The sequence below is a fragment of the Streptococcus sp. A34 genome (genome assembly GCF_043674115.1).
GTDB lineage: Bacteria > Bacillota > Bacilli > Lactobacillales > Streptococcaceae > Streptococcus > Streptococcus suis_V.
In genome coordinates this window covers 21227-38498 of record NZ_JBIMJM010000009.1, presented here as the reverse complement: position 1 = coordinate 38498, position 17272 = coordinate 21227, and the positions used below count along the sequence as shown (strand labels likewise).

Annotated in this window: 19 protein-coding genes and 2 pseudogenes; 13 read left to right on the top strand and 8 right to left on the bottom strand. The window is 43.7% G+C overall.

Annotation, left to right across the window (positions count from 1 at the left end; genetic code table 11):
• Window positions 1-55 precede the first annotated feature (55 nt).
• From ACHBGV_RS04195 to ACHBGV_RS04180, 4 genes are all read right to left on the bottom strand, one after another.
• Window positions 56-967 (bottom strand): PTS system mannose/fructose/sorbose family transporter subunit IID, encoded by a 912-nt coding sequence (locus ACHBGV_RS04195; RefSeq protein WP_394735689.1) that lies wholly within the window; start codon window positions 965-967, stop codon window positions 56-58.
• 15 nt (window positions 968-982) lie between these two features.
• Window positions 983-1792, bottom strand: coding sequence for a PTS mannose/fructose/sorbose transporter subunit IIC (locus ACHBGV_RS04190; protein ID WP_394735698.1), 810 nt, complete (start codon window positions 1790-1792; stop codon window positions 983-985).
• Between the two features lie 70 nt (window positions 1793-1862).
• Window positions 1863-2855, bottom strand: a complete 993-nt coding sequence (locus tag ACHBGV_RS04185) for a mannose/fructose/sorbose PTS transporter subunit IIA (protein WP_257104850.1) — start codon at window positions 2853-2855, stop codon at window positions 1863-1865.
• Between the two features lie 249 nt (window positions 2856-3104).
• Window positions 3105-3917, bottom strand: a complete 813-nt coding sequence (locus tag ACHBGV_RS04180) for a Cof-type HAD-IIB family hydrolase (RefSeq protein ID WP_105122952.1) — start codon at window positions 3915-3917, stop codon at window positions 3105-3107.
• A gap of 244 nt (window positions 3918-4161) precedes the next feature.
• Here ACHBGV_RS04180 and ACHBGV_RS04175 point away from each other — a divergent pair, with 244 nt between their 5' ends.
• The 4 genes from ACHBGV_RS04175 to ACHBGV_RS04160 all read left to right on the top strand — a co-directional run bounded on the left by ACHBGV_RS04175 (window position 4162) and on the right by ACHBGV_RS04160 (window position 7863).
• Window positions 4162-5622: an NCS2 family permease gene (locus tag ACHBGV_RS04175; RefSeq protein WP_257104848.1), complete on the top strand. Its 1461-nt coding sequence runs from the start codon at window positions 4162-4164 to the stop codon at window positions 5620-5622.
• An 84-nt stretch (window positions 5623-5706) separates the two neighbouring features.
• Window positions 5707-6147, top strand: a complete 441-nt coding sequence (gene tsaE, locus ACHBGV_RS04170; RefSeq protein WP_105111600.1) for a tRNA (adenosine(37)-N6)-threonylcarbamoyltransferase complex ATPase subunit type 1 TsaE — start codon at window positions 5707-5709, stop codon at window positions 6145-6147.
• On the top strand, window positions 6140-6664 hold the full coding sequence (locus ACHBGV_RS04165) for a GNAT family N-acetyltransferase (RefSeq protein ID WP_105111601.1): 525 nt from the start codon (window positions 6140-6142) through the stop codon (window positions 6662-6664). The genes tsaE and ACHBGV_RS04165 overlap by 8 nt, the downstream gene beginning before the upstream one ends.
• Window positions 6664-7863 carry an LCP family protein gene (locus ACHBGV_RS04160; protein WP_394735688.1) on the top strand — a complete coding sequence of 400 codons (1200 nt, stop codon included), beginning with the start codon at window positions 6664-6666 and terminating at the stop codon, window positions 7861-7863. Before ACHBGV_RS04165 ends, ACHBGV_RS04160 begins: the two co-directional genes overlap by 1 nt.
• 74 nt (window positions 7864-7937) lie before the next feature.
• Here the strand turns inward: ACHBGV_RS04160 and ACHBGV_RS04155 are convergent.
• Window positions 7938-8402, bottom strand: a pseudogene (locus ACHBGV_RS04155) (IS3 family transposase); the annotation flags it as partial.
• 69 nt (window positions 8403-8471) lie between these two features.
• Between ACHBGV_RS04155 and ACHBGV_RS04150 the strand changes: the two are divergent.
• The gene (locus tag ACHBGV_RS04150; protein WP_015063485.1) at window positions 8472-9152 is read left to right on the top strand and encodes an IS6-like element ISS1S family transposase; all 681 of its coding nucleotides are present in this window, start codon (window positions 8472-8474) and stop codon (window positions 9150-9152) included.
• 53 nt (window positions 9153-9205) lie between these two features.
• Here ACHBGV_RS04150 and ACHBGV_RS04145 read toward each other — a convergent pair.
• From ACHBGV_RS04145 to ACHBGV_RS04135, 3 genes and pseudogenes are all read right to left on the bottom strand, one after another.
• A pseudogene (locus tag ACHBGV_RS04145) lies at window positions 9206-10074 on the bottom strand (IS3 family transposase); the annotation flags it as partial.
• Between the two features lie 385 nt (window positions 10075-10459).
• Entirely contained in the window at window positions 10460-10744 is a 285-nt protein-coding gene (locus tag ACHBGV_RS04140) for a chemotaxis protein (protein ID WP_172079623.1), read from the bottom strand.
• A 2-nt stretch (window positions 10745-10746) separates the two neighbouring features.
• Window positions 10747-11160, bottom strand: coding sequence for an HIT family protein (locus ACHBGV_RS04135; RefSeq protein ID WP_105122956.1), 414 nt, complete (start codon window positions 11158-11160; stop codon window positions 10747-10749).
• A gap of 61 nt (window positions 11161-11221) precedes the next feature.
• Between ACHBGV_RS04135 and ACHBGV_RS04130 the strand changes: the two genes are divergently transcribed.
• The 8 genes from ACHBGV_RS04130 to ACHBGV_RS04095 all read left to right on the top strand — a co-directional run bounded on the left by ACHBGV_RS04130 (window position 11222) and on the right by ACHBGV_RS04095 (window position 16918).
• Window positions 11222-11956, top strand: coding sequence for an ABC transporter ATP-binding protein (locus ACHBGV_RS04130; RefSeq protein ID WP_105137617.1), 735 nt, complete (start codon window positions 11222-11224; stop codon window positions 11954-11956).
• On the top strand, window positions 11953-12999 hold the full coding sequence (locus tag ACHBGV_RS04125; protein ID WP_394735687.1) for an ABC transporter permease: 1047 nt from the start codon (window positions 11953-11955) through the stop codon (window positions 12997-12999). Before ACHBGV_RS04130 ends, ACHBGV_RS04125 begins: the two co-directional genes overlap by 4 nt.
• 49 nt (window positions 13000-13048) lie before the next feature.
• Window positions 13049-13843, top strand: a complete 795-nt coding sequence (locus ACHBGV_RS04120; protein WP_105111607.1) for a phosphotransferase family protein — start codon at window positions 13049-13051, stop codon at window positions 13841-13843.
• A complete protein-coding gene (gene trmB / locus ACHBGV_RS04115; protein ID WP_394735686.1) occupies window positions 13840-14475 on the top strand; it encodes a tRNA (guanosine(46)-N7)-methyltransferase TrmB in 636 nt (211 codons plus the stop codon). Before ACHBGV_RS04120 ends, trmB begins: the two co-directional genes overlap by 4 nt.
• 160 nt (window positions 14476-14635) lie before the next feature.
• Window positions 14636-15106, top strand: a complete 471-nt coding sequence (rimP, locus tag ACHBGV_RS04110; RefSeq protein WP_172062314.1) for a ribosome maturation factor RimP — start codon at window positions 14636-14638, stop codon at window positions 15104-15106.
• Window positions 15107-15155: 49 nt separating this feature from the next.
• The gene (nusA, locus tag ACHBGV_RS04105) at window positions 15156-16310 is read left to right on the top strand and encodes a transcription termination factor NusA (RefSeq protein ID WP_105122962.1); all 1155 of its coding nucleotides are present in this window, start codon (window positions 15156-15158) and stop codon (window positions 16308-16310) included.
• Window positions 16311-16326: 16 nt separating this feature from the next.
• Window positions 16327-16623: an RNase P modulator RnpM gene (gene rnpM / locus ACHBGV_RS04100; RefSeq protein ID WP_105111611.1), complete on the top strand. Its 297-nt coding sequence runs from the start codon at window positions 16327-16329 to the stop codon at window positions 16621-16623.
• On the top strand, window positions 16610-16918 hold the full coding sequence (locus tag ACHBGV_RS04095; protein WP_394735685.1) for a YlxQ-related RNA-binding protein: 309 nt from the start codon (window positions 16610-16612) through the stop codon (window positions 16916-16918). Before rnpM ends, ACHBGV_RS04095 begins: the two co-directional genes overlap by 14 nt.
• Window positions 16919-17272 lie beyond the last annotated feature (354 nt).

Below are 17272 nucleotides of genomic sequence, written 5' to 3'. Positions count from 1 at the left end.
CCTCGCTTTCCTACCTATTATATCAAAAACCCCGCGATTGCGGGGTTACATTTCATTACATGATACCAGCCAAACGAGCTAGGATACCAACAGCGAAGAGTGCCACGATGATGGTGATTGGAGAAACTTTTTTCTTGAGCAACCACATGCAGAGGAAGGTCAAGAGCAAGCCAGCCAAGCCAGGAATGAGTGAGTTCAACTGAGCTTGAAGGGTGTTGGTTTTTTCAGCAGTTAAGCTCAGTCCACCTAAGGCTTGTCCCAAGATGCCTTGCAATTCAGGGCCTGCTACATTGCCTTCAGGGAATACAATGTAAGCACCTTCTGACAATTTTGTCGATGGCAAGTCGATGGTGAAGTTGATGGATACCCAACGTTGAACCAAGACAGCCAAGATGAACATACCAAGGATAGAAGCACCTTTTGTGATGTCTTGAAGGATACCGCCTGATAAGTCTTTAGTAATTTCTTTACCAGATTTGTAACCAAATTCTTGTGTGTACCAGAGGAAGCTCATACGGATAGCATTCCACAATACGAAGAAGAGGAATGGGCCCGTTATGTCACCGGATTGGGCAAGTGATGCACCAAGGGCACCAAGGATAGGGCGCACTGTAAACCAGAAAACGGGGTCACCGATACCGGCAAGAGGTCCCATCATACCGATTTTCACACCTTGGATAGCAGTGTTGTCGATTTCAGTACCGTTTGCTTTTTCTTCTTCAAGGGCAAGGGTTACACCGATGATTGGAGCAGCAACGTATGGGTGTGTGTTGAAGAATTCCATGTGGCGCTCAAGAGCAGCGGCACGGTCTTCTTTTGTTGTGTAGAGTTTTTTCAAAGCTGGGATAAGTGAGTATGCCCAACCCATGTTTTGCATCCGTTCGTAGTTCCAAGAACCTTGAAGGAAGGTTGAACGCCACCAAACTTTTTGACGGTCAGATTTTGTTAATTTTAATTGTTCAGTCATTTGTCCTACCCCTCTCTAATAGTCTTCTAAAATATCACCGATTGGGTCACCTGATGCAGCCACAGTGCCACCATTTCCACCTTTTTTAGAAAGGTTGAGGTAGATAAAGGCGATAGCTACACCAATAACCCCCATGGCAATAAGTGTTAGTTCAGAAATAGCAGCCAGAGCAAAACCGAGGGCAAAGAATGGCCATACTTCACGAGTTGCCATCATGTTGATAACCATTGCGTAACCTACAGCAACGACCATCGCACCACCGACTTGCATACCACCGCTGAGCCATTCAGGCATTTTTTCAAGTATACCTTGAACAGCTTCAGATGGGATAGCAAGAAGGAGACCAGCAGGAATAGCAATACGCAAACCTTGCATGGCAAGGGCAATCAAGTGGTAACGTTCTATTGCAGCGAAATCACCTTCTTTAGCTGCTTTGTCACCAGCGTGAACAAGGGCAGTTGACAAGGTGCGTACAATCATTGTCAAGAAGAGACCAGCCACCGCAAGTGGAATAGCTGATGAGTAAGCGAAGGTGATCCCTTTCATCGTGAAATCGCCACCTTTAACCATGATGATGGCAGCCGCAACAGAGGCCAAGGCTGCGTCTGGAGCTACGGCAGCACCGATGTTTGCCCAACCAAGAGCCAACATTTGAAGAGTACCACCAAGGATAATACCTGCTTCAAGATGGCCAGTTACAAGACCGATGAGGGTACAAGCCATCAGTGGTTGGTGGAATTGGAATTGGTCAAGGATACCTTCAAGACCAGCAAGGAAGGCAACGAAAACGACCAAAATCATAGAAATCAATGAAATATCCATAATTAATCATAATCCTTTCATGTTAGATCCCTGTTACCCTGTGGGGACAGAGACAGTTCGTATCAATTGATGCTTATTTGACGTTGGCTTTCTTAATCAACTCAAACAAGTCTTTCTTAGAATCATTTGGAACTTTACGTACGTCGAATGCAACACCCAAGTCACGCAAACGTTCGAATGTTGCAACATCGTCCTTGTCCATTGACAATACGTTATTGACCATGGTTTTCCCAGTTGAGTGAGCCATAGAACCGACGTTGAGTTCCTTGATTTCCACACCACCTTCGATAGCTTCAAGAGCTTCTTGTGGTGTTTCAAAGAGAATCAAGGCATGTGTGTTACCGAAGCGAGGATCTTTTGCAGCCTCAATCAATTTCTTGATTGGCACAACGTTGGCCTTGACATTACCTGGTGCAGCTTGCTTGATCAATTGTTTGCGAAGGTCATCTTGTGCAACAGTGTCAGACGCAACGATAATACGGTCTGCTTTGGAAGCAGGTGTCCATGCAGTAGCAACTTGTCCATGCAAGAGACGGGTATCGATACGGGCCAGGTTGATTTTCAACTTGCCGTCACCGATAACTGTACCTGGTGGGATAGCACCTTGAGGAGCAGCAGGAGCGGGAGCGGTAAGAGGTGCAACTTCAGCAGGTTGCAATTCCTCAGGGAGGACTTTCACGCCATCCTTGGCTTCCTTGATGATATTTGCGGCAACTTCTTCAACACCTGCACCAGCGTTAATCAAACGCTCTGTGTAGGCTTGAATCAGCATTGGCAAATTGAGACCGGTGATGATGGCTACTTTGCGCTCTGGATGTTCCCCAGCTAAGCGGCTCGCTTGGTTAAAAGGCGAACCACTCCAAAGGTCAGCCAGCACCAAGACTTCATCATCTGCGTCAAACGCGTCAAGGGCGTTATTGAGCTTGGCATAGAGATCATCTGGACCTTCACTTGGCATAAAAGTAACAACTTGTACTTTTTCTTGTTCGCCAAAGATCATGGAGCCAGACTGATGAATGCCAGCGGCAAATTCGCCATGACTTGCAATAATGATTCCAATACTCATTATTGTACCCCCTAAAATTTTTCTTGTTCTATGGTAGCGATTGGAAAGGGCTTTCATAGAACCAACTTACTTATTATAAATCGCTTTCATTACTTTGTCAACCAATTTTGTGACAATTTTTGCAATCTTTCTGAAAAGTTACACATTATTTCTTGCATATTATAATGATATAAAATTGATAAAACTTGCTTCATACAAGGAATAAAAGAAAAAGGATTAGAAATATAGACTTTCCAAACCTTTTTATCCTTATAAAAATAATTTTTCCAATTCTCTGGCAACACCGTCTTCAAAATTAGCGAATTCGGTCAATCGATCGGCATGGGGGCATAGTGAGTCGCTGGCATTTTTCATGGCGTAGGCTGTTCCGGCTAACTCCAGCATCTCTATGTCATTGTGTTCATCACCAAAGGCAACCAAATCTTTTGGACTGGCCTGCATCTGGTCGAGCAGATAGGTTAGGGCAGTGGCCTTGTTTACTCCCTTGGCACAGGTTTCTAGGATATTGAGCGGACCGCCCCAGGTATTGATTTCTAGTTCGTTATTGAAATGGGCTTTCATTTCCTTGGCTAGTTGATACTTGTCAGCTGCTCTGGTCTGCATGAGGATAGAGTGGGGGTCGCTGGTAATCAATTCTGGCCTAATCAGGGTTTCAGGGGTGATTTGCTCAACTCCCATTAAAGCTGGGTCAATCTTGTCCAGATGATCCTGGGTAATAAAGAATTTATTCTTGTATTCGCCTGCGATGAAGTCCGCCTCAAAGGTAGACTCTTCCTTTAAAAATTCCAATAGGTATTTTTTATCAATCAGAATATTCTTTTCCCAAGCCCATTTTTTCTCCGGAATATGGATGAGGGAACCATTGAAGTTAATCATGGGTGTATCCAGCTTGAGCTGATGGTAAAATTGGTCAGCCATACGGTAAGGGCGACCTGTTGCGATGATGACGGTATGGCCAGCTTGGCGTACTTTTTGGATGGTCGCAATGGTGTAGTCAGATAGCTGACTTTCCTTGTTTAAGAGCGTTCCATCCAAGTCCAGAGCGATGATTTTTTTGGTCATACCGGTCACTTCCTTCTAGCATAAAATAAGTACTGTTCAGTATAACAGAATCAGGAACTATTTGCAAAAATACTTATCTTTTTGACGAGACAGGCTTATATCGCTTAGAATGTTCGTTATTTACGAATGAATAACTGTGATTTTACAAAAAATAACGCTTTCAACATTAAAATTCTTGAATTGTGAATATTTTTTGTTTATAATTCAAGTATCGTTCGTAAATTAAAAGGAGAGAAACGAAAAAATGGATAAATTTTTCAAACTTAAAGATCATGGGACGACTGTTTCAACCGAAATCATGGCAGGTCTTACGACATTCTTCGCTATGTCTTATATCTTATTTGTGAACCCTAGCATCCTCAGTGTTGCAGGTATGCCTTCTCAGGCAGTTTTCTTGGCAACCATTATCGCTAGTGCGGTGTCAACTTTGGTTATGGGTCTCTTTGCCAATGTACCTTATGCCTTGGCGCCAGGTATGGGTCTCAACGCCTTCTTTACTTATACTGTTGTTATTGGACTTGGTTTCACCTGGCAGGAAGCTTTGGCAATGGTATTCCTTTGCGGTCTCTTCAACGTCTTTATCACAGTGACCAAGGTTCGTAAGAGCATCATCAAGGCTATTCCAGTTAGCTTGCAGCATGCTATCGGTGGTGGTATCGGGGTTTTCGTAGCCTACCTTGGCTTCAAAAATTCAAACCTAATTACCTTCCTGACGTCAGCTTCGGATATCATCACAGTTAATGGCGTTGCTCCTGCTGATGCGACAGCTGAAACCTTCTCAAACGGTGTCTTCTCCGTGTTTGCAGGTGGTGGCGTTGTTCCAGCCATCTCAACCTTTACAGATCCAAGCGTTCTCTTGACTGTTTTTGGTCTTCTCTTGACTGCTGTCTTGGTCATTAAAAATGTTCGTGGTGCGATTTTGATTGGTATCATTGCTACGACTCTTGCGGGGATTCCAGCTGGTGTGGTTGATATTTCTGCTATTGATTTTGCCAACAATAATATTGGTTCTGCCTTTGCTGAGCTTGGTACAACCTTCCTAGCAGCCTTTGATGGCATGGCTTCACTCTTTGCGGACTCTAGCCGTTTGCCACTAGTATTGATGACCATTTTTGCCTTTAGCTTGTCAGATACTTTTGATACCTTGGGAACCTTCATCGGTACTGGCCGTAAGACAGGCATCTTCTCTGAGGAAGATGAGAAGGCGCTTGAAAATAGTACAGGCTTTAACTCTAAAATGGACCGTGCTCTCTTTGCAGATGCTATCGGTACGTCAATTGGTGCGATTTTTGGTACGTCAAATACGACAACTTACGTGGAGTCTGCGGCTGGTATTTCTGCAGGCGGACGTACTGGTTTGACAGCTGTGACAACTGCAGTTCTCTTCCTATTATCTATCCTCATTTTGCCATTCGTTGGTATCGTGCCAGCAGCGGCAACTTCACCAGCTTTGATTATCGTCGGTGTGATGATGGTATCCAGCTTCCTTGATGTGGATTGGCAAAACTTTGAAGATGCGCTTCCTGCTTTCTTCGCTGCCTTCTTCATGGCCCTTTGCTTCTCTATCTCTTACGGTATTGCGGCAGCCTTTATCTTCTATTGCTTGGTAAAAGTTTCGACTGGTAAGGCAAATGAGATTCACCCAATCCTCTGGGGTTCAACAGCACTCTTTATCTTGAACTTCATTATCTTAGCGATTATCTAAAGCAACTTTGAAACTGGGGAGACCCAGTTTTTTTGTTGGGTAGGACCATGACAAACTAGGGGAAGCTATGCTATAATGCTAGATATGTATAGTCAAAATGAACAAGAATTACAAGCTATTGGAAGAAAACTAGGAGAATTGCTTAGGGCAGGGGATGTCCTTGTTTTATCAGGTCAGCTAGGTGCTGGGAAAACGACCTTGACCAAGGGAATTGCCCTAGGACTGAATATTGAGCAAATGATAAAAAGCCCAACCTATACCATTGTAAGAGAGTATGAGGGTCGTCTGCCACTCTATCATTTAGATGTCTATCGGATTGGTGATGATCCGGATTCCATTGACCTAGATGATTTTTTGTATGGCGATGGGGTGACCGTGATTGAATGGGGAGAGTTGTTAGATGCCGACCTCTTGGACGATGTCTTGACAGTTCGTATTGCCATCGAAAAGGACGGTCGGAGGTTGGAGTTTAATGCGTCAGGACCGCGTAGTGCCCAATTGAAAGAGTTGTTAGATGATTGTTGAGAAGGAAATTTATTTTCAGGAAGCAGAACCAGCTGATGCCCAATCCTTTATTGACTTTATGAACCAGGTCGCAGGTGAAACCGATTTTCTTGTCATGGATGAGACGGGGTTTAGGCTTGGTGTCCAAGATATCGAAGATATTTTTACGGCTTGCATAGAAAATCCTCGGGAGCTGCAGTTGCTGGCCAAGTTAGACGATGAAGTCATCGGAGTAGTGTCGGTCAAGTCCTCCAGTCAGTTTCGTATTAGCCATATCGGAACTATTTTTATTGCGGTTAAAAAAGCCTACTGGGGACAGGGACTGGGTTCCATCTTGCTGGAGGAAGTGATTCATTGGGCTGAGGAAATGGATTTGCTCAAGCGTTTAGAATTGACGGTTCAGGTCCGCAACCAAAGAGCAGTGGCTTTGTATGAAAAATTGGGCTTCAAGATTGAAGGGACTCTGGCAAGGGGAGCTAGAACAGATGAGGGAGATTGGCTAGATTTGTATTCTATGGCCAAGTTAATAGGTGAATAATGAAAATAGGAACTAAAATTTTATTGATGTTCTTGTCCATCCTAGCGTTGACAATCGGGGCAGGAGCAATCTATACCGCGACTTTTTTGAATTACTCGACCGGGGAGATTGCAAAGACTTTTCGCTCTATCGGTAACCGAGAAGATGAAGGGATTATCGAGGCTACTGAGCCCTTGACCATTCTTTTGATGGGGGTGGATACCGACCAGGCAACTCGGGGTCTGGACTGGGAAGAAGGGCGGAGTGACTCCATGATTTTGGTGACGGTCAATCCTCTAACTAAGAAAACGACCATGATGAGCTTGACGCGTGACATCATGGTAGAGATAGCCAATAAGAATGGTCGTTCTAGTGATAAGATTGAGAAGTTGAATCACTCCTATGCCTATGGTCAAGCGGCCATGTCCATTGCGACCATTGAGAAGATGATGGATATTACCATCAATCGCTATGTCGAAATCAATATGGATGGCCTGGTGGAGCTGGTTGATGCCATTGGTGGTATCAAGGTCAACAATACCTTGGGCTTCCCGATTACTATCGATGAGTATGAACCTGCCTACACAGCTGTCGTTCCACCTGGGGAGCAATTGGTCAATGGAGACCAGGCCTTGGTCTATGCCCGGATGCGTTACGATGATCCGGAGGGAGATATTGGTCGGCAGAAGCGGCAGCGCGAGGTTATCCAGGCCCTGGTGACCAAGCTCTTGCAATTGGATGGATTTACGCAGTATAAAAAGATTTTGAAAGCTGTCGCTAAGCACATGCGGACAGATATTGTGATTTCAAATTCAACCATTCCTAGTCTTCTGGGCTATAAGGATGCTCTGAACCAGGTTGAATCCTACCAATTGGGTGGTGAAGGTCACACAATTGACGAGTTGTCTTACCAGATACCGACGGCGGCCCATGTTTTGGAAATGCAAAATGTCCTCAAGGAATCCTTGGGCTTACCAAAAGTTTCTAAAATCAAGACCAACATCAAGGTTTTGGAATATCTCTTTGGACAATCCAGTCCAATCGAGGTCATCAATGCCTATACTAATGATATCGAAGTTGAAGCCAACGGTGAAACCTACGAACCGGAAACAGCGCCAACCTACGATATTGACTATAGCCAAACAGAGACCTCTAAGTCAAGAGATTCGGAGTCCAGTCAGGTCGAAACCTCTTCTAGCTCAGCAGAAGGTGGCCAGTGATAGACAATCTCGAGTTTGTACATAGAAAGAAGCCTAGGCAAAAATGTACTGACCCCAAAAAGTTGGACAAATAATTATTGAAAGGATTTAGTTCTGTATTGGACAGGACTAAGTCCTTTTAATTTTGCTTTGATTCGTTTGTTGTTGTAGTAATAAATATAATCAGTGATAGCTTTCTCCAGTTGATCCAGAGACTTGAAACTCTTTTCAAATCCGTAAAACATTTCTGTTTTCAAGACGCCAAAGAAAGACTCCATCATCCCATTATCTGGGCTATTCCCTTTTCGGGACATGGACGGACGAATGCCTTTGGTTTCCAAAAAGTAATGGTAAGACTGGTGCTGGTATTGCCAACCTTGATCGCTGTGGAGAATAGTCCCACTGTATAAATCTGCTGGAAAAGCCTTCGCAAGCATGGTTTGAACCTGTTTCAAGTCAGGTGACCGAGACAGGGTAAAATCAATAATCTCACTATTATAGCCGTCAAGAACAGGCGATAAGTAGAGTTTCCCTTCAGGCAAAGCAAACTCCGTCAGGTTCTGTTGCAAAGTTTTCTGATAAGTCTATTTTAGTGTAAAATGAATAAAAATGACAGCGAGGATATATCAATGAACTATTTTAAAGGTAAACAATTTCAAAAAGATGTGATTATTGTCGCTGTTGGTTATTATCTACGTTACAATCTAAGCTATCGTGAAATTCAAGAACTCCTTTATGATCGTGGGATTAACGTTTGTCACACAACTATTTATCGTTGGGTACAAGAATACAGTAAAGTCCTCTATCATCTCTGGAAAAAGAAAAATAGACAGTCCTTCTATTCGTGGAAAATGGATGAAACTTATATCAAAATCAAAGGTCGTTGGCATTATCTCTATCGTGCAATTGATGCGGATGGATTGACTTTAGACATCTGGCTACGCAAGAAACGGAATACTCAAGCTGCTTATGCGTTCTTGAAACGACTCCATAAACAGTTTGGTCAACCAAGAGTAATTGTCACGGATAAAGCGCCCTCTATTGGTTCTGCATTTAGAAAGTTACAGAGTAACGGTTTATATACTAAGACAGAGCATCGAACCGTGAAGTATCTCAATAACCTCATTGAGCAAGACCATCGACCAATCAAACGACGCAATAAATTTTATCGAAGTCTACGAACTGCCTCAACCACGATTAAGGGCATGGAAACAATTCGAGGAATATACAAAAAGAACCGAAGAAATGGAACGCTCTTCGGATTTTCGGTATCTACTGAGATTAAGGTCTTAATGGGAATATTAGCTTAAGAACAAGAAGGATTATAAACCTTGTATTTGATTTTTAAACTTTGCAACAGAACCTCATAAGGCTTAGATCCCTCAAACTGACGTTTAATCAGATTATCAGCCTTCTTACCCACCTCACCTTTGTAAGAAGCATACTTGCGCTTACGACGAATACGAGCCGCTAAGCCCATTACTGTCATCAAGCGCTGCACCTTTTTGTGGTTGATGAAGAAACCTCGATTTCTGAGTTCTAAATAAATCCGACGATAGCCGTAATTACCTTTATGGTCATCATAAATGGCTTGAATTTCAGCCTTAATTGCTTTGTTCTTTTCGGGTTTATCCAGTTGCTTGACTTGATAATAATAAGTTGAGCGAGGCATTTTAGCTGTCGCAAGTAGGAGGTCTAGTCGGAATCCTCCTTGGACCATATCTCTAATTGTTTCTGCTGTTCGCGCACTAGTGCTTCGTCCCTCAAGCGAAGTTCTCTCAACTTTTTTAGGAAGGCCACCTCAGTTCGAAGACGTTCATTTTCCTCTTGAAGGCGCTCTAATTCCGTCATCTCTTCCCAGGTTTTCTTGCGTTTACGTCCCATCTTGCTCGGTCTCCTTCTTGGTTTTTCAAGAATAGTATACCCGTTTTTCTTGTATTGTGCTATCCAATTGGGAAGCATTCCTCGATTTGGCAAGGCATGATCAAGGGAAACCGAGAGTTGAGAACACCCATGAATCAAGACCTTATCCATTATTTCTTGCTTTAATTCAGGTGAATAGTACCTATTTTTACCTTTTTCAACGATTTCCACGCCATATCGATCCATGAGTTTTATCATGTATGTGAGATTGGCAATAGTGACTTTGTATATCTGGCTAAGGTTGACCCACGACACGCCACTCTTTCTAAGCTCATATATTTCTAGTTTATCTTCATAACTTAATTTCATAAGAAAAACACCCCAATCGTTAGATTTTGTGTCTAACTTTTGGGGTGCAGTTCAAAAGTCTAGGCTTCTTTCTTTAGTTCGTGTCAACATATCAGCGCAGTGGTTGATTGGCCTCCAACAGTCTCACCCCAGACTATTTTTTGATACGAACAGAGTTCGCTCAATTTCCAACCTTCAAAGGTTCCCCGAACCTTTGAAGCTATGCGGGGTGGAGTTAAAGGTTCCTGTGGAGGTTTTAAGCCCGAGCCAAGAAATAGGAATGCGAGGCGGTCTGGGGATAGACCGTTTTAGGTCAACAACAAGAAATAGAGACTTGTTGACGAACTCTTCTTAGCTTTGACGAGTTCATTCCCGCTCCCAATGTTGAGAATCTTCTGTTTTGTATTTATTTGTATTTATCAGTAAATTTTTGGATTTCAGTCAGGTTGCCTGCGATACTCTGCTGGTAAACCTTTAGTTGGTACTGTAAATCCTTGCTGAGCTCCTGGACAGGCGCCTTGAATGAATTGAGCAGGGCTAACTGGTCTGTTATTTTCTGCTTATCTGCCTGGATACGTTGGACCAGTTCTTTGGTTTCTTTAGCCTCTGCAGCGATTTCCTTGCGGTGTTTTACAGCCTGGTAGGCCAAATGAGCAGCTCCGACGGCTAGCAGTAGGTGGCGAAGTTTCATGATTATTCTCCTATGTAGAGGTCTTGGGCTAGTTGGGCTAGGGCTGGGAAATCAGGTTCATTTGTTGCAAATCGGATATCCAGGCCATCTTGTCCCTCAAATCGAGGCAGTAGGTGGATATGGGTATGAAAGACCGTTTGACCAGCAACTTCCTCATTATTATTGATAATATTGAGTCCGCTTGCTCCCAGTTTGTCTTTCAAGTGGCTAGCGATAGCTGGAATGGCTGAAAATAGTTGGCTGGCTGTTTCCTGGTCCAAGTCTAAGACATTACGAAAATGTTTTTTAGGGATGACCAAGGTATGGCCTTTAGTTACCTGGGTAATGTCCAAAAAGGCAAGAATATGTTGGTCTTCATAGACCTTGGAAGAAGGGATTTCTCCTGAGACAATTTTACAAAAAATACAATCTGACATAATACAACCTCTTTCTAGGATTTTTGGTATAATAATTATATCAAATAATAGGACGAAATGTATGTTAGAAGTAAAAAATATAACAGGTGGCTATGCCAATATTCCTGTTTTACATGATGTAGATTTTAAGGTGAAGGATGGGGAGCTAGTCGGCTTGATTGGCTTGAATGGTGCCGGGAAATCGACTACTATTAAAGAAATCATCGGTCTCCTAAGCCCATACAAGGGAGAAATTCTAATTGATGGGCAGGGGATCAATGAAGACATGGCTACCTATCGAAAAAAAATTGGTTTTATACCTGAAACGCCTAGTCTCTATGAGGAACTGACCCTGAAAGAGCATATCGAGTTAGTGATGATGGCCTATGATTTGGAAGCTGAATCCGCCTGGGCGCGTGTTCAAGAACTATTGGCTATTTTTAGGCTGGAAGACCGTTTGGACTGGTTCCCTGTGAATTTTTCAAAAGGCATGAAACAAAAGGTCATGATTATTTGCGCCCTCATGGTTGAGCCGAGTTTGCTGATTGTCGATGAACCTTTCTTGGGTCTGGATCCGATTGCGATTGCGGATTTAATTAACTTGCTCAATCAAGCAAAGGCTCAGGGAAGCTCCATTTTGATGTCCACCCATGTTCTCGATTCCGCTGAAAAAATGTGTGATCGGTTCGTTATCCTACATAAGGGTCGGGTCAAGGCTACGGGCAATCTGACTGACCTACGCCAGGAATTTGCCATGCAGGATGCTAGCCTTAACGAGATTTATCTTAGTTTGACCCAAGAAGGAGGGCAGGGATGAAGACGCTCTTTGGTCAACGAAAAAATCTATTTTTAAGGCAGTGTGCAAGCTATCTTCGTTATGTACTGAATGACCACTTTGTTTTGGTTGTTTTGGTACTTTTTGGCTTTCTGGCGTTACAGTATCGGCAGTTGCTAGAAAACCTGCCCAGTCAGCCCTGGTTGCTGTACGTTATTTTGGCCCTGGTCAGCTTGCTGCTATTCTTGGCAGGCAATGTTGCCACCTATGTAGAGGAGGCTGATAAGATATTCCTGCTATCAAAAGAAGCTGAAATGCCTGAAATCTTCTTTGCTGCCAATCGCAGGGCCTTTTTGGTATGGGCTAGCCTCCAACTTGTTGGTCAATTGATTCTACTCCCGCTCTACCTCAAATTAAAACTTCCTATTCTACTTTTTATTCCATTGATTTTCATGCTAACCATTGCCAAATATTTCTATTTTCGATGGAAACTCCTGACCTTTATGGAAGAAGAAAGGGTGGACTGGGTCCGGGCTCTTCAATATGAGAGCAAGAGAAAAACGTCGATATTGAAATTTTTCTCCCTCTTTACCAATGTTAAGGGGCTGACTAGCTTTGTCAAACGTCGTTCCTATTTGGATGGGCTACTGGGTCATATCAAAAAAGAAACTGGCTTTACCTGGGACTATCTCTTCATGAGGGCCTTTTTGCGCAGTGGGGACTACCTTTCACTGGCTCTTAGACTGGTAATCTTATCCATTGTATTTTTTGTTACGGTGAGGGAATCCTGGCTCTCAGTAGGATTAGCCAGTTTATTTCATTATTTGCTCTTGTTCCAATTGCTCCCGCTCTATCACGCCTATGATTATCAACTGATGGCCGAGCTTTTGCCAGTCGGTCCAGACAAACGACTGATTAGCTTTAAACGAGTCCTGCGACAGATTTTGTATCTTTCCTTGATTTTGCAGTCTGTGCTAGGCCTATTGCTGCTGGAGGAAAAGCAATATTTGCTGGTCTTTATTGGAATCGGAATTCTTTTAAATCAGTTCTACCTGGATAGTAAAGCGAAAAAATTGATTGACTAAATGGCCTAAAACTAGTAAAATAGTAAGGAATTTTTAAAGGAGGAATGGCATGCAGATTGATACCAGCGGGCTACAGTTGCAGTCTATTGCAGGAAACAGCGGAAAAGCATACAAAGGCTTGCGACCAGATGGTACGCCTGTTTTTGTCAAGTATGAAATGCCACCGATTGTCAATGCTCTGGCTCGGGAACAAATCACTCCGCCCATCTTAAGTAGCGATAGGGATTTGGGTGTGGGAGACCGAGCTGTTCAGGAATGGTTGAATGGTCGGACTCTTAATCGTCACGATATGTCTGGGAAACAGGTTCAGCAAATTTTGGTCAGAATGCACTTTTCACGCATTCTGCTCAATCAGGCTCTCCAACTAAGTTATACCTATTTGGAGCCAGCGGAGTTGGTGAAGAAGTGGCAAAAAGAAGCGCCCAAGCAATTAGCTGGTAATTCCTACCTGCAATCTATCTGCAGAGAATTGTTGCAGACCACACCGCGTTTCAGACAGGATTTGGCAACCTTTGTCCATGGGGATCTCCACCATAAAAACTGGGTGGAGACGACAAGTGGACTGATTTATTTGACGGACTGGGAAACAGCCTGTGTGACCGATCGGATGTTAGATGTCGCCTTTATATTGACCCATTACATTCCTAGACAGGAATGGGAAGAGTGGCTCAAGGGCTATGGCTACAAGTACAACAGTACGGTTATCAGTAAGATTTATTGGTATGGCCAACTAGGCTTCCTTAACCAAATTTCTAAACAACTTGAAAGTAACAATACCGAGGCGGCGAATCTAGAAATCTATGCCCTGCGGTTATTTAGACAGAATTTTTATAAGTATCAATGAGAGTAAGAAATCGTAAAGGTGCTAGTGAGCTCCTAGCCAATAATCCCCAGTATGTTATCTCCAATCCGGAAGAGTGCAAGGGGAAGTGGGCTAAAATTTTTGGAAACAGCAACCCTATCCACATTGAGGTTGGTTCAGGGAAAGGGCGTTTCGTAACAGGCATGGCCGCTCAAAATCCGGATATCAACTATATTGGGATTGACATTCAGATGACGGTCTTGAGCTACGCCTTGGACCGTGTTATTGAGGCTGGTTTGCCCAATATTAAATTACTCCAGGTAGATGGATCTAGTTTGACTAACTATTTTGCACCAGCAGAAATTGACCAATTGTATCTGAATTTCTCAGATCCATGGCCTAAAAAACGTCATGAAAAACGTCGCTTGACCTACAAGTCCTTCTTAGATACCTATAAGGAAATACTGCCTGAAGAGGGAGAGATTCATTTTAAAACGGACAACCGTGGTTTATTTGAATATAGCTTGGCCAGTTTTTCTCAATATGGCATGACACTCAAACAGGTCTGGTTGGACCTCCATGCGGATGGTTTAGAAGGCAATGTCATGACCGAGTATGAAGAGAAATTCTCGAACAAAGGACAAGTTATCTACCGCGTAGAAGCACAGTTTTAAACAATCAAAGAGGAGGCAGTTCGTACAGGCTGCCTTTTCGCATCGTTTTTCTTGCTATTTTCTCTGGCATGTGCTAGAATGATAGGAGTAAATAAGAAGTAAAGGGGGTTGGCGCAAGTCAACCCTTTACCTGTACCTTAATATAACGAAGGAGGTGTCTATGTCATCGGTTGTTGATTTAGTCACAGAGGCGATTGCTCCTTCCATCCAGCCCCCTTATGAGCTGGTGGATGTGGAATATGGCAAGATGGGTGGAGAGTATGTCCTGTCCATTTTTGTGGATAAGGAGGGTGGCATTTCCCTGCAAGATACGGCAGACTTATCAGAGGTCATCAGCCCGCTCCTGGATGGGATTAATCCAGACCCATTTCCAGACCAATACATGTTGGAAGTGACTAGTCCTGGTTTGGAGCGTCCTTTGAAAACGGCGGCAGCTGTTGAGCAGGCGGTTGGAAAATACATCAATGTCAAGCTCTATCAGGCTATTGACAAGGTAAAAGTTTTTGAGGGGACCCTCTTGTCTTTTGATGGGACTGATTTGGTTCTAGAATACATGGACAAGACCCGTAAAAAAGAAGTAACCATTCCTTATCAGACTGTTGCCAAAGCCCGTTTGGCTGTTAAGATTTAATAGATTGATTTTTTAAGAAAGGACCTTTTGAAGTCAAAAGGAAAACAAGATGAGTAAAGAAATGCTAGAAGCCTTCCGAATTTTAGAGGAAGACATGGGGATTAACAAGGTTGATATTATCGAAGCAGTGACAGAGTCGCTTCGCTCAGCCTACAAGCGTCGCTATGGCCAATCAGAGTCAGCTGTTATTGAGTTTGACGAGAAGAAGGGCGATTTCCACGTATTTACGGTTCGTGAAGTCGTAGATGAAGTCTTTGATAGCCGTTTGGAAATCAGCCTCAAGGATGCCTTGGCGATTTCATCTGCCTACGAAATGGGCGATAAAATCAAATTCCCAGAAGATCCTGCTGAATTCGGTCGTGTGGCGGCCCAGTCAGCCAAACAGACCATCATGGAAAAAATGCGCAAGCAAAAGCGTGCTATTACCTACAATACCTACAAGGAACATGAAAATGAAATCATGTCTGGTACGGTTGAACGGTTCGACAACCGCTTCATCTATGTCAACTTGGGAACTATTGAGGCACAATTGTCCAAGCAGGACCAGATTCCTGGTGAGGTTTTCCAATCCCACGACCGCATTGAAGTTTATGTTTATAAGGTCGAGGACAATGGTCGCGGTGTCAACGTTTTTGTAAGCCGTAGTCATCCAGAAATGATCAAACGCCTGATGGAGCAGGAGATTCCTGAAGTCTACGATGGTACCGTTGAAATCATGAGCGTGTCTCGTGAGGCAGGTGACCGGACCAAGGTTGCTGTTCGTAGCCACAATCCAAACGTGGACGCTATCGGTACAATCGTTGGTCGTGGTGGTTCAAATATCAAGAAAATTACGAGCAAGTTCCACCCAGCTCGCTACGATGCTAAGAACGACCGTATGGTGCCTGTTGAGGAAAACATCGACGTTATCGAGTGGGTGCCAGATGAGGCAGAATTTATCTACAATGCTCTCGCACCAGCTGAAGTAGACCAAGTTCTCTTTGACACAGAAGATGGTAAGCACGCGACAGTCGTTGTACCAGATGATAAATTGTCACTTGCAATCGGTCGTCGTGGTCAAAACGTCCGCCTGGCGGCTCACCTGACTGGTTTCCGTATTGATATCAAGTCAGCTTCAGAGTATGAAGCTATTGAAGCAGCCCAATATGCAGCGGCAGAATTTGAAACAGAAATTGTCGAAGAAACGTCCGAAGAAGTAGAATAAGATTCAAGGAGCAACCATGGCAAAAGCTAGAAAAATACCCTTACGCAAGTCTGTGGTGTCCGGTGAAATCATCGACAAACGGGATTTGCTCCGCATTGTAAAAAATAAAGAGGGCCAGGTTTTCATTGACCCGACTGGTAAGGCAAATGGCCGTGGTGCCTACATCAAGCTGGATAATGATGAGGCGGCCCAGGCTAAGAAACGTCAGGTTTTCAACCGTTCCTTCAGCATGGAAGTGTCAGAAGAATTTTATGATGAATTGATTGCCTATGTCGACCACAAGGTCAAGAGGAGAGAGCTTGGACTCGAATAAGAAGCAAAAAATCTTAAATTTACTGGGCTTGGCCCAACGGGCAGGTCGCCTGATTTCAGGGGAAGAATTGGTCGTTGATGCCATTCGCAAGCAGCAGGCAAAATTGGTCTTTTTAGCCAATGATGCTGCCGGAAATTTAAGCAAAAAAATAACAGATAAAAGTCATACCTATCAAGTAGAAGTTGTAACCGCGTTTTCAACGCTGGAATTGAGTGCAGCTGTCGGCAAGGCTAGAAAGGTGCTTGCAGTGACAGACGCTGGATTTACAAAGAAGATGAGGTCTATTATGGAATAGAACAGGAGGACAAGGCATTGTCTAAGAAGAGATTGAATGAAATCGCCCGAGAATTGGGTGTAAGCAGTAAGGAAGTAGTGTCCAAGGCTCAAGAATTGGGTTTTGATGTCAAAAGCCATGCTTCGAGTGTTGATGAAGCAGGAGCTAAGCGAATTGCAGATAGTTTTTCAGCTAAAAAGCCGGAGGCGCCCAAACCAGCTCCCGTACAGGCTGAGAAAGTTGTAGAAAAGCCAAAGGTGGCAGAACAAAAGGTGGAGACACCGAAAGCTGAAAAACCAGTTGAAGCAAAACCTGTCAGCCAAGAGGTTAGCAAGCCAGCTCCACCGGTTCATCGTCCACAGAGCCGTAACTTCA

Bases quoted from the DNA above. Each gene is read 5' to 3' on its own strand.
- trmB (WP_394735686.1), top strand. From the start codon at position 13,840: ATGAGAGTAAGAAATCGTAAAGGTGCTAGTGAGCTCCTAGCCAATAAT.
- ACHBGV_RS04135 (WP_105122956.1), bottom strand. From the start codon at position 11,160: ATGTCAGATTGTATTTTTTGTAAAATTGTCTCAGGAGAAATCCCTTCT.
- nusA (WP_105122962.1), top strand. From the start codon at position 15,156: ATGAGTAAAGAAATGCTAGAAGCCTTCCGAATTTTAGAGGAAGACATG.
- ACHBGV_RS04120 (WP_105111607.1), top strand. From the start codon at position 13,049: ATGCAGATTGATACCAGCGGGCTACAGTTGCAGTCTATTGCAGGAAAC.
- ACHBGV_RS04185 (WP_257104850.1), bottom strand. From the start codon at position 2,855: ATGAGTATTGGAATCATTATTGCAAGTCATGGCGAATTTGCCGCTGGC.
- ACHBGV_RS04140 (WP_172079623.1), bottom strand. From the start codon at position 10,744: ATGAAACTTCGCCACCTACTGCTAGCCGTCGGAGCTGCTCATTTGGCC.
- ACHBGV_RS04195 (WP_394735689.1), bottom strand. From the start codon at position 967: ATGACTGAACAATTAAAATTAACAAAATCTGACCGTCAAAAAGTTTGG.
- ACHBGV_RS04180 (WP_105122952.1), bottom strand. From the start codon at position 3,917: ATGACCAAAAAAATCATCGCTCTGGACTTGGATGGAACGCTCTTAAAC.
- ACHBGV_RS04175 (WP_257104848.1), top strand. From the start codon at position 4,162: ATGGATAAATTTTTCAAACTTAAAGATCATGGGACGACTGTTTCAACC.
- ACHBGV_RS04130 (WP_105137617.1), top strand. From the start codon at position 11,222: ATGTTAGAAGTAAAAAATATAACAGGTGGCTATGCCAATATTCCTGTT.
- ACHBGV_RS04160 (WP_394735688.1), top strand. From the start codon at position 6,664: ATGAAAATAGGAACTAAAATTTTATTGATGTTCTTGTCCATCCTAGCG.
- ACHBGV_RS04150 (WP_015063485.1), top strand. From the start codon at position 8,472: ATGAACTATTTTAAAGGTAAACAATTTCAAAAAGATGTGATTATTGTC.
- tsaE (WP_105111600.1), top strand. From the start codon at position 5,707: ATGTATAGTCAAAATGAACAAGAATTACAAGCTATTGGAAGAAAACTA.
- rimP (WP_172062314.1), top strand. From the start codon at position 14,636: ATGTCATCGGTTGTTGATTTAGTCACAGAGGCGATTGCTCCTTCCATC.
- rnpM (WP_105111611.1), top strand. From the start codon at position 16,327: ATGGCAAAAGCTAGAAAAATACCCTTACGCAAGTCTGTGGTGTCCGGT.
- ACHBGV_RS04125 (WP_394735687.1), top strand. From the start codon at position 11,953: ATGAAGACGCTCTTTGGTCAACGAAAAAATCTATTTTTAAGGCAGTGT.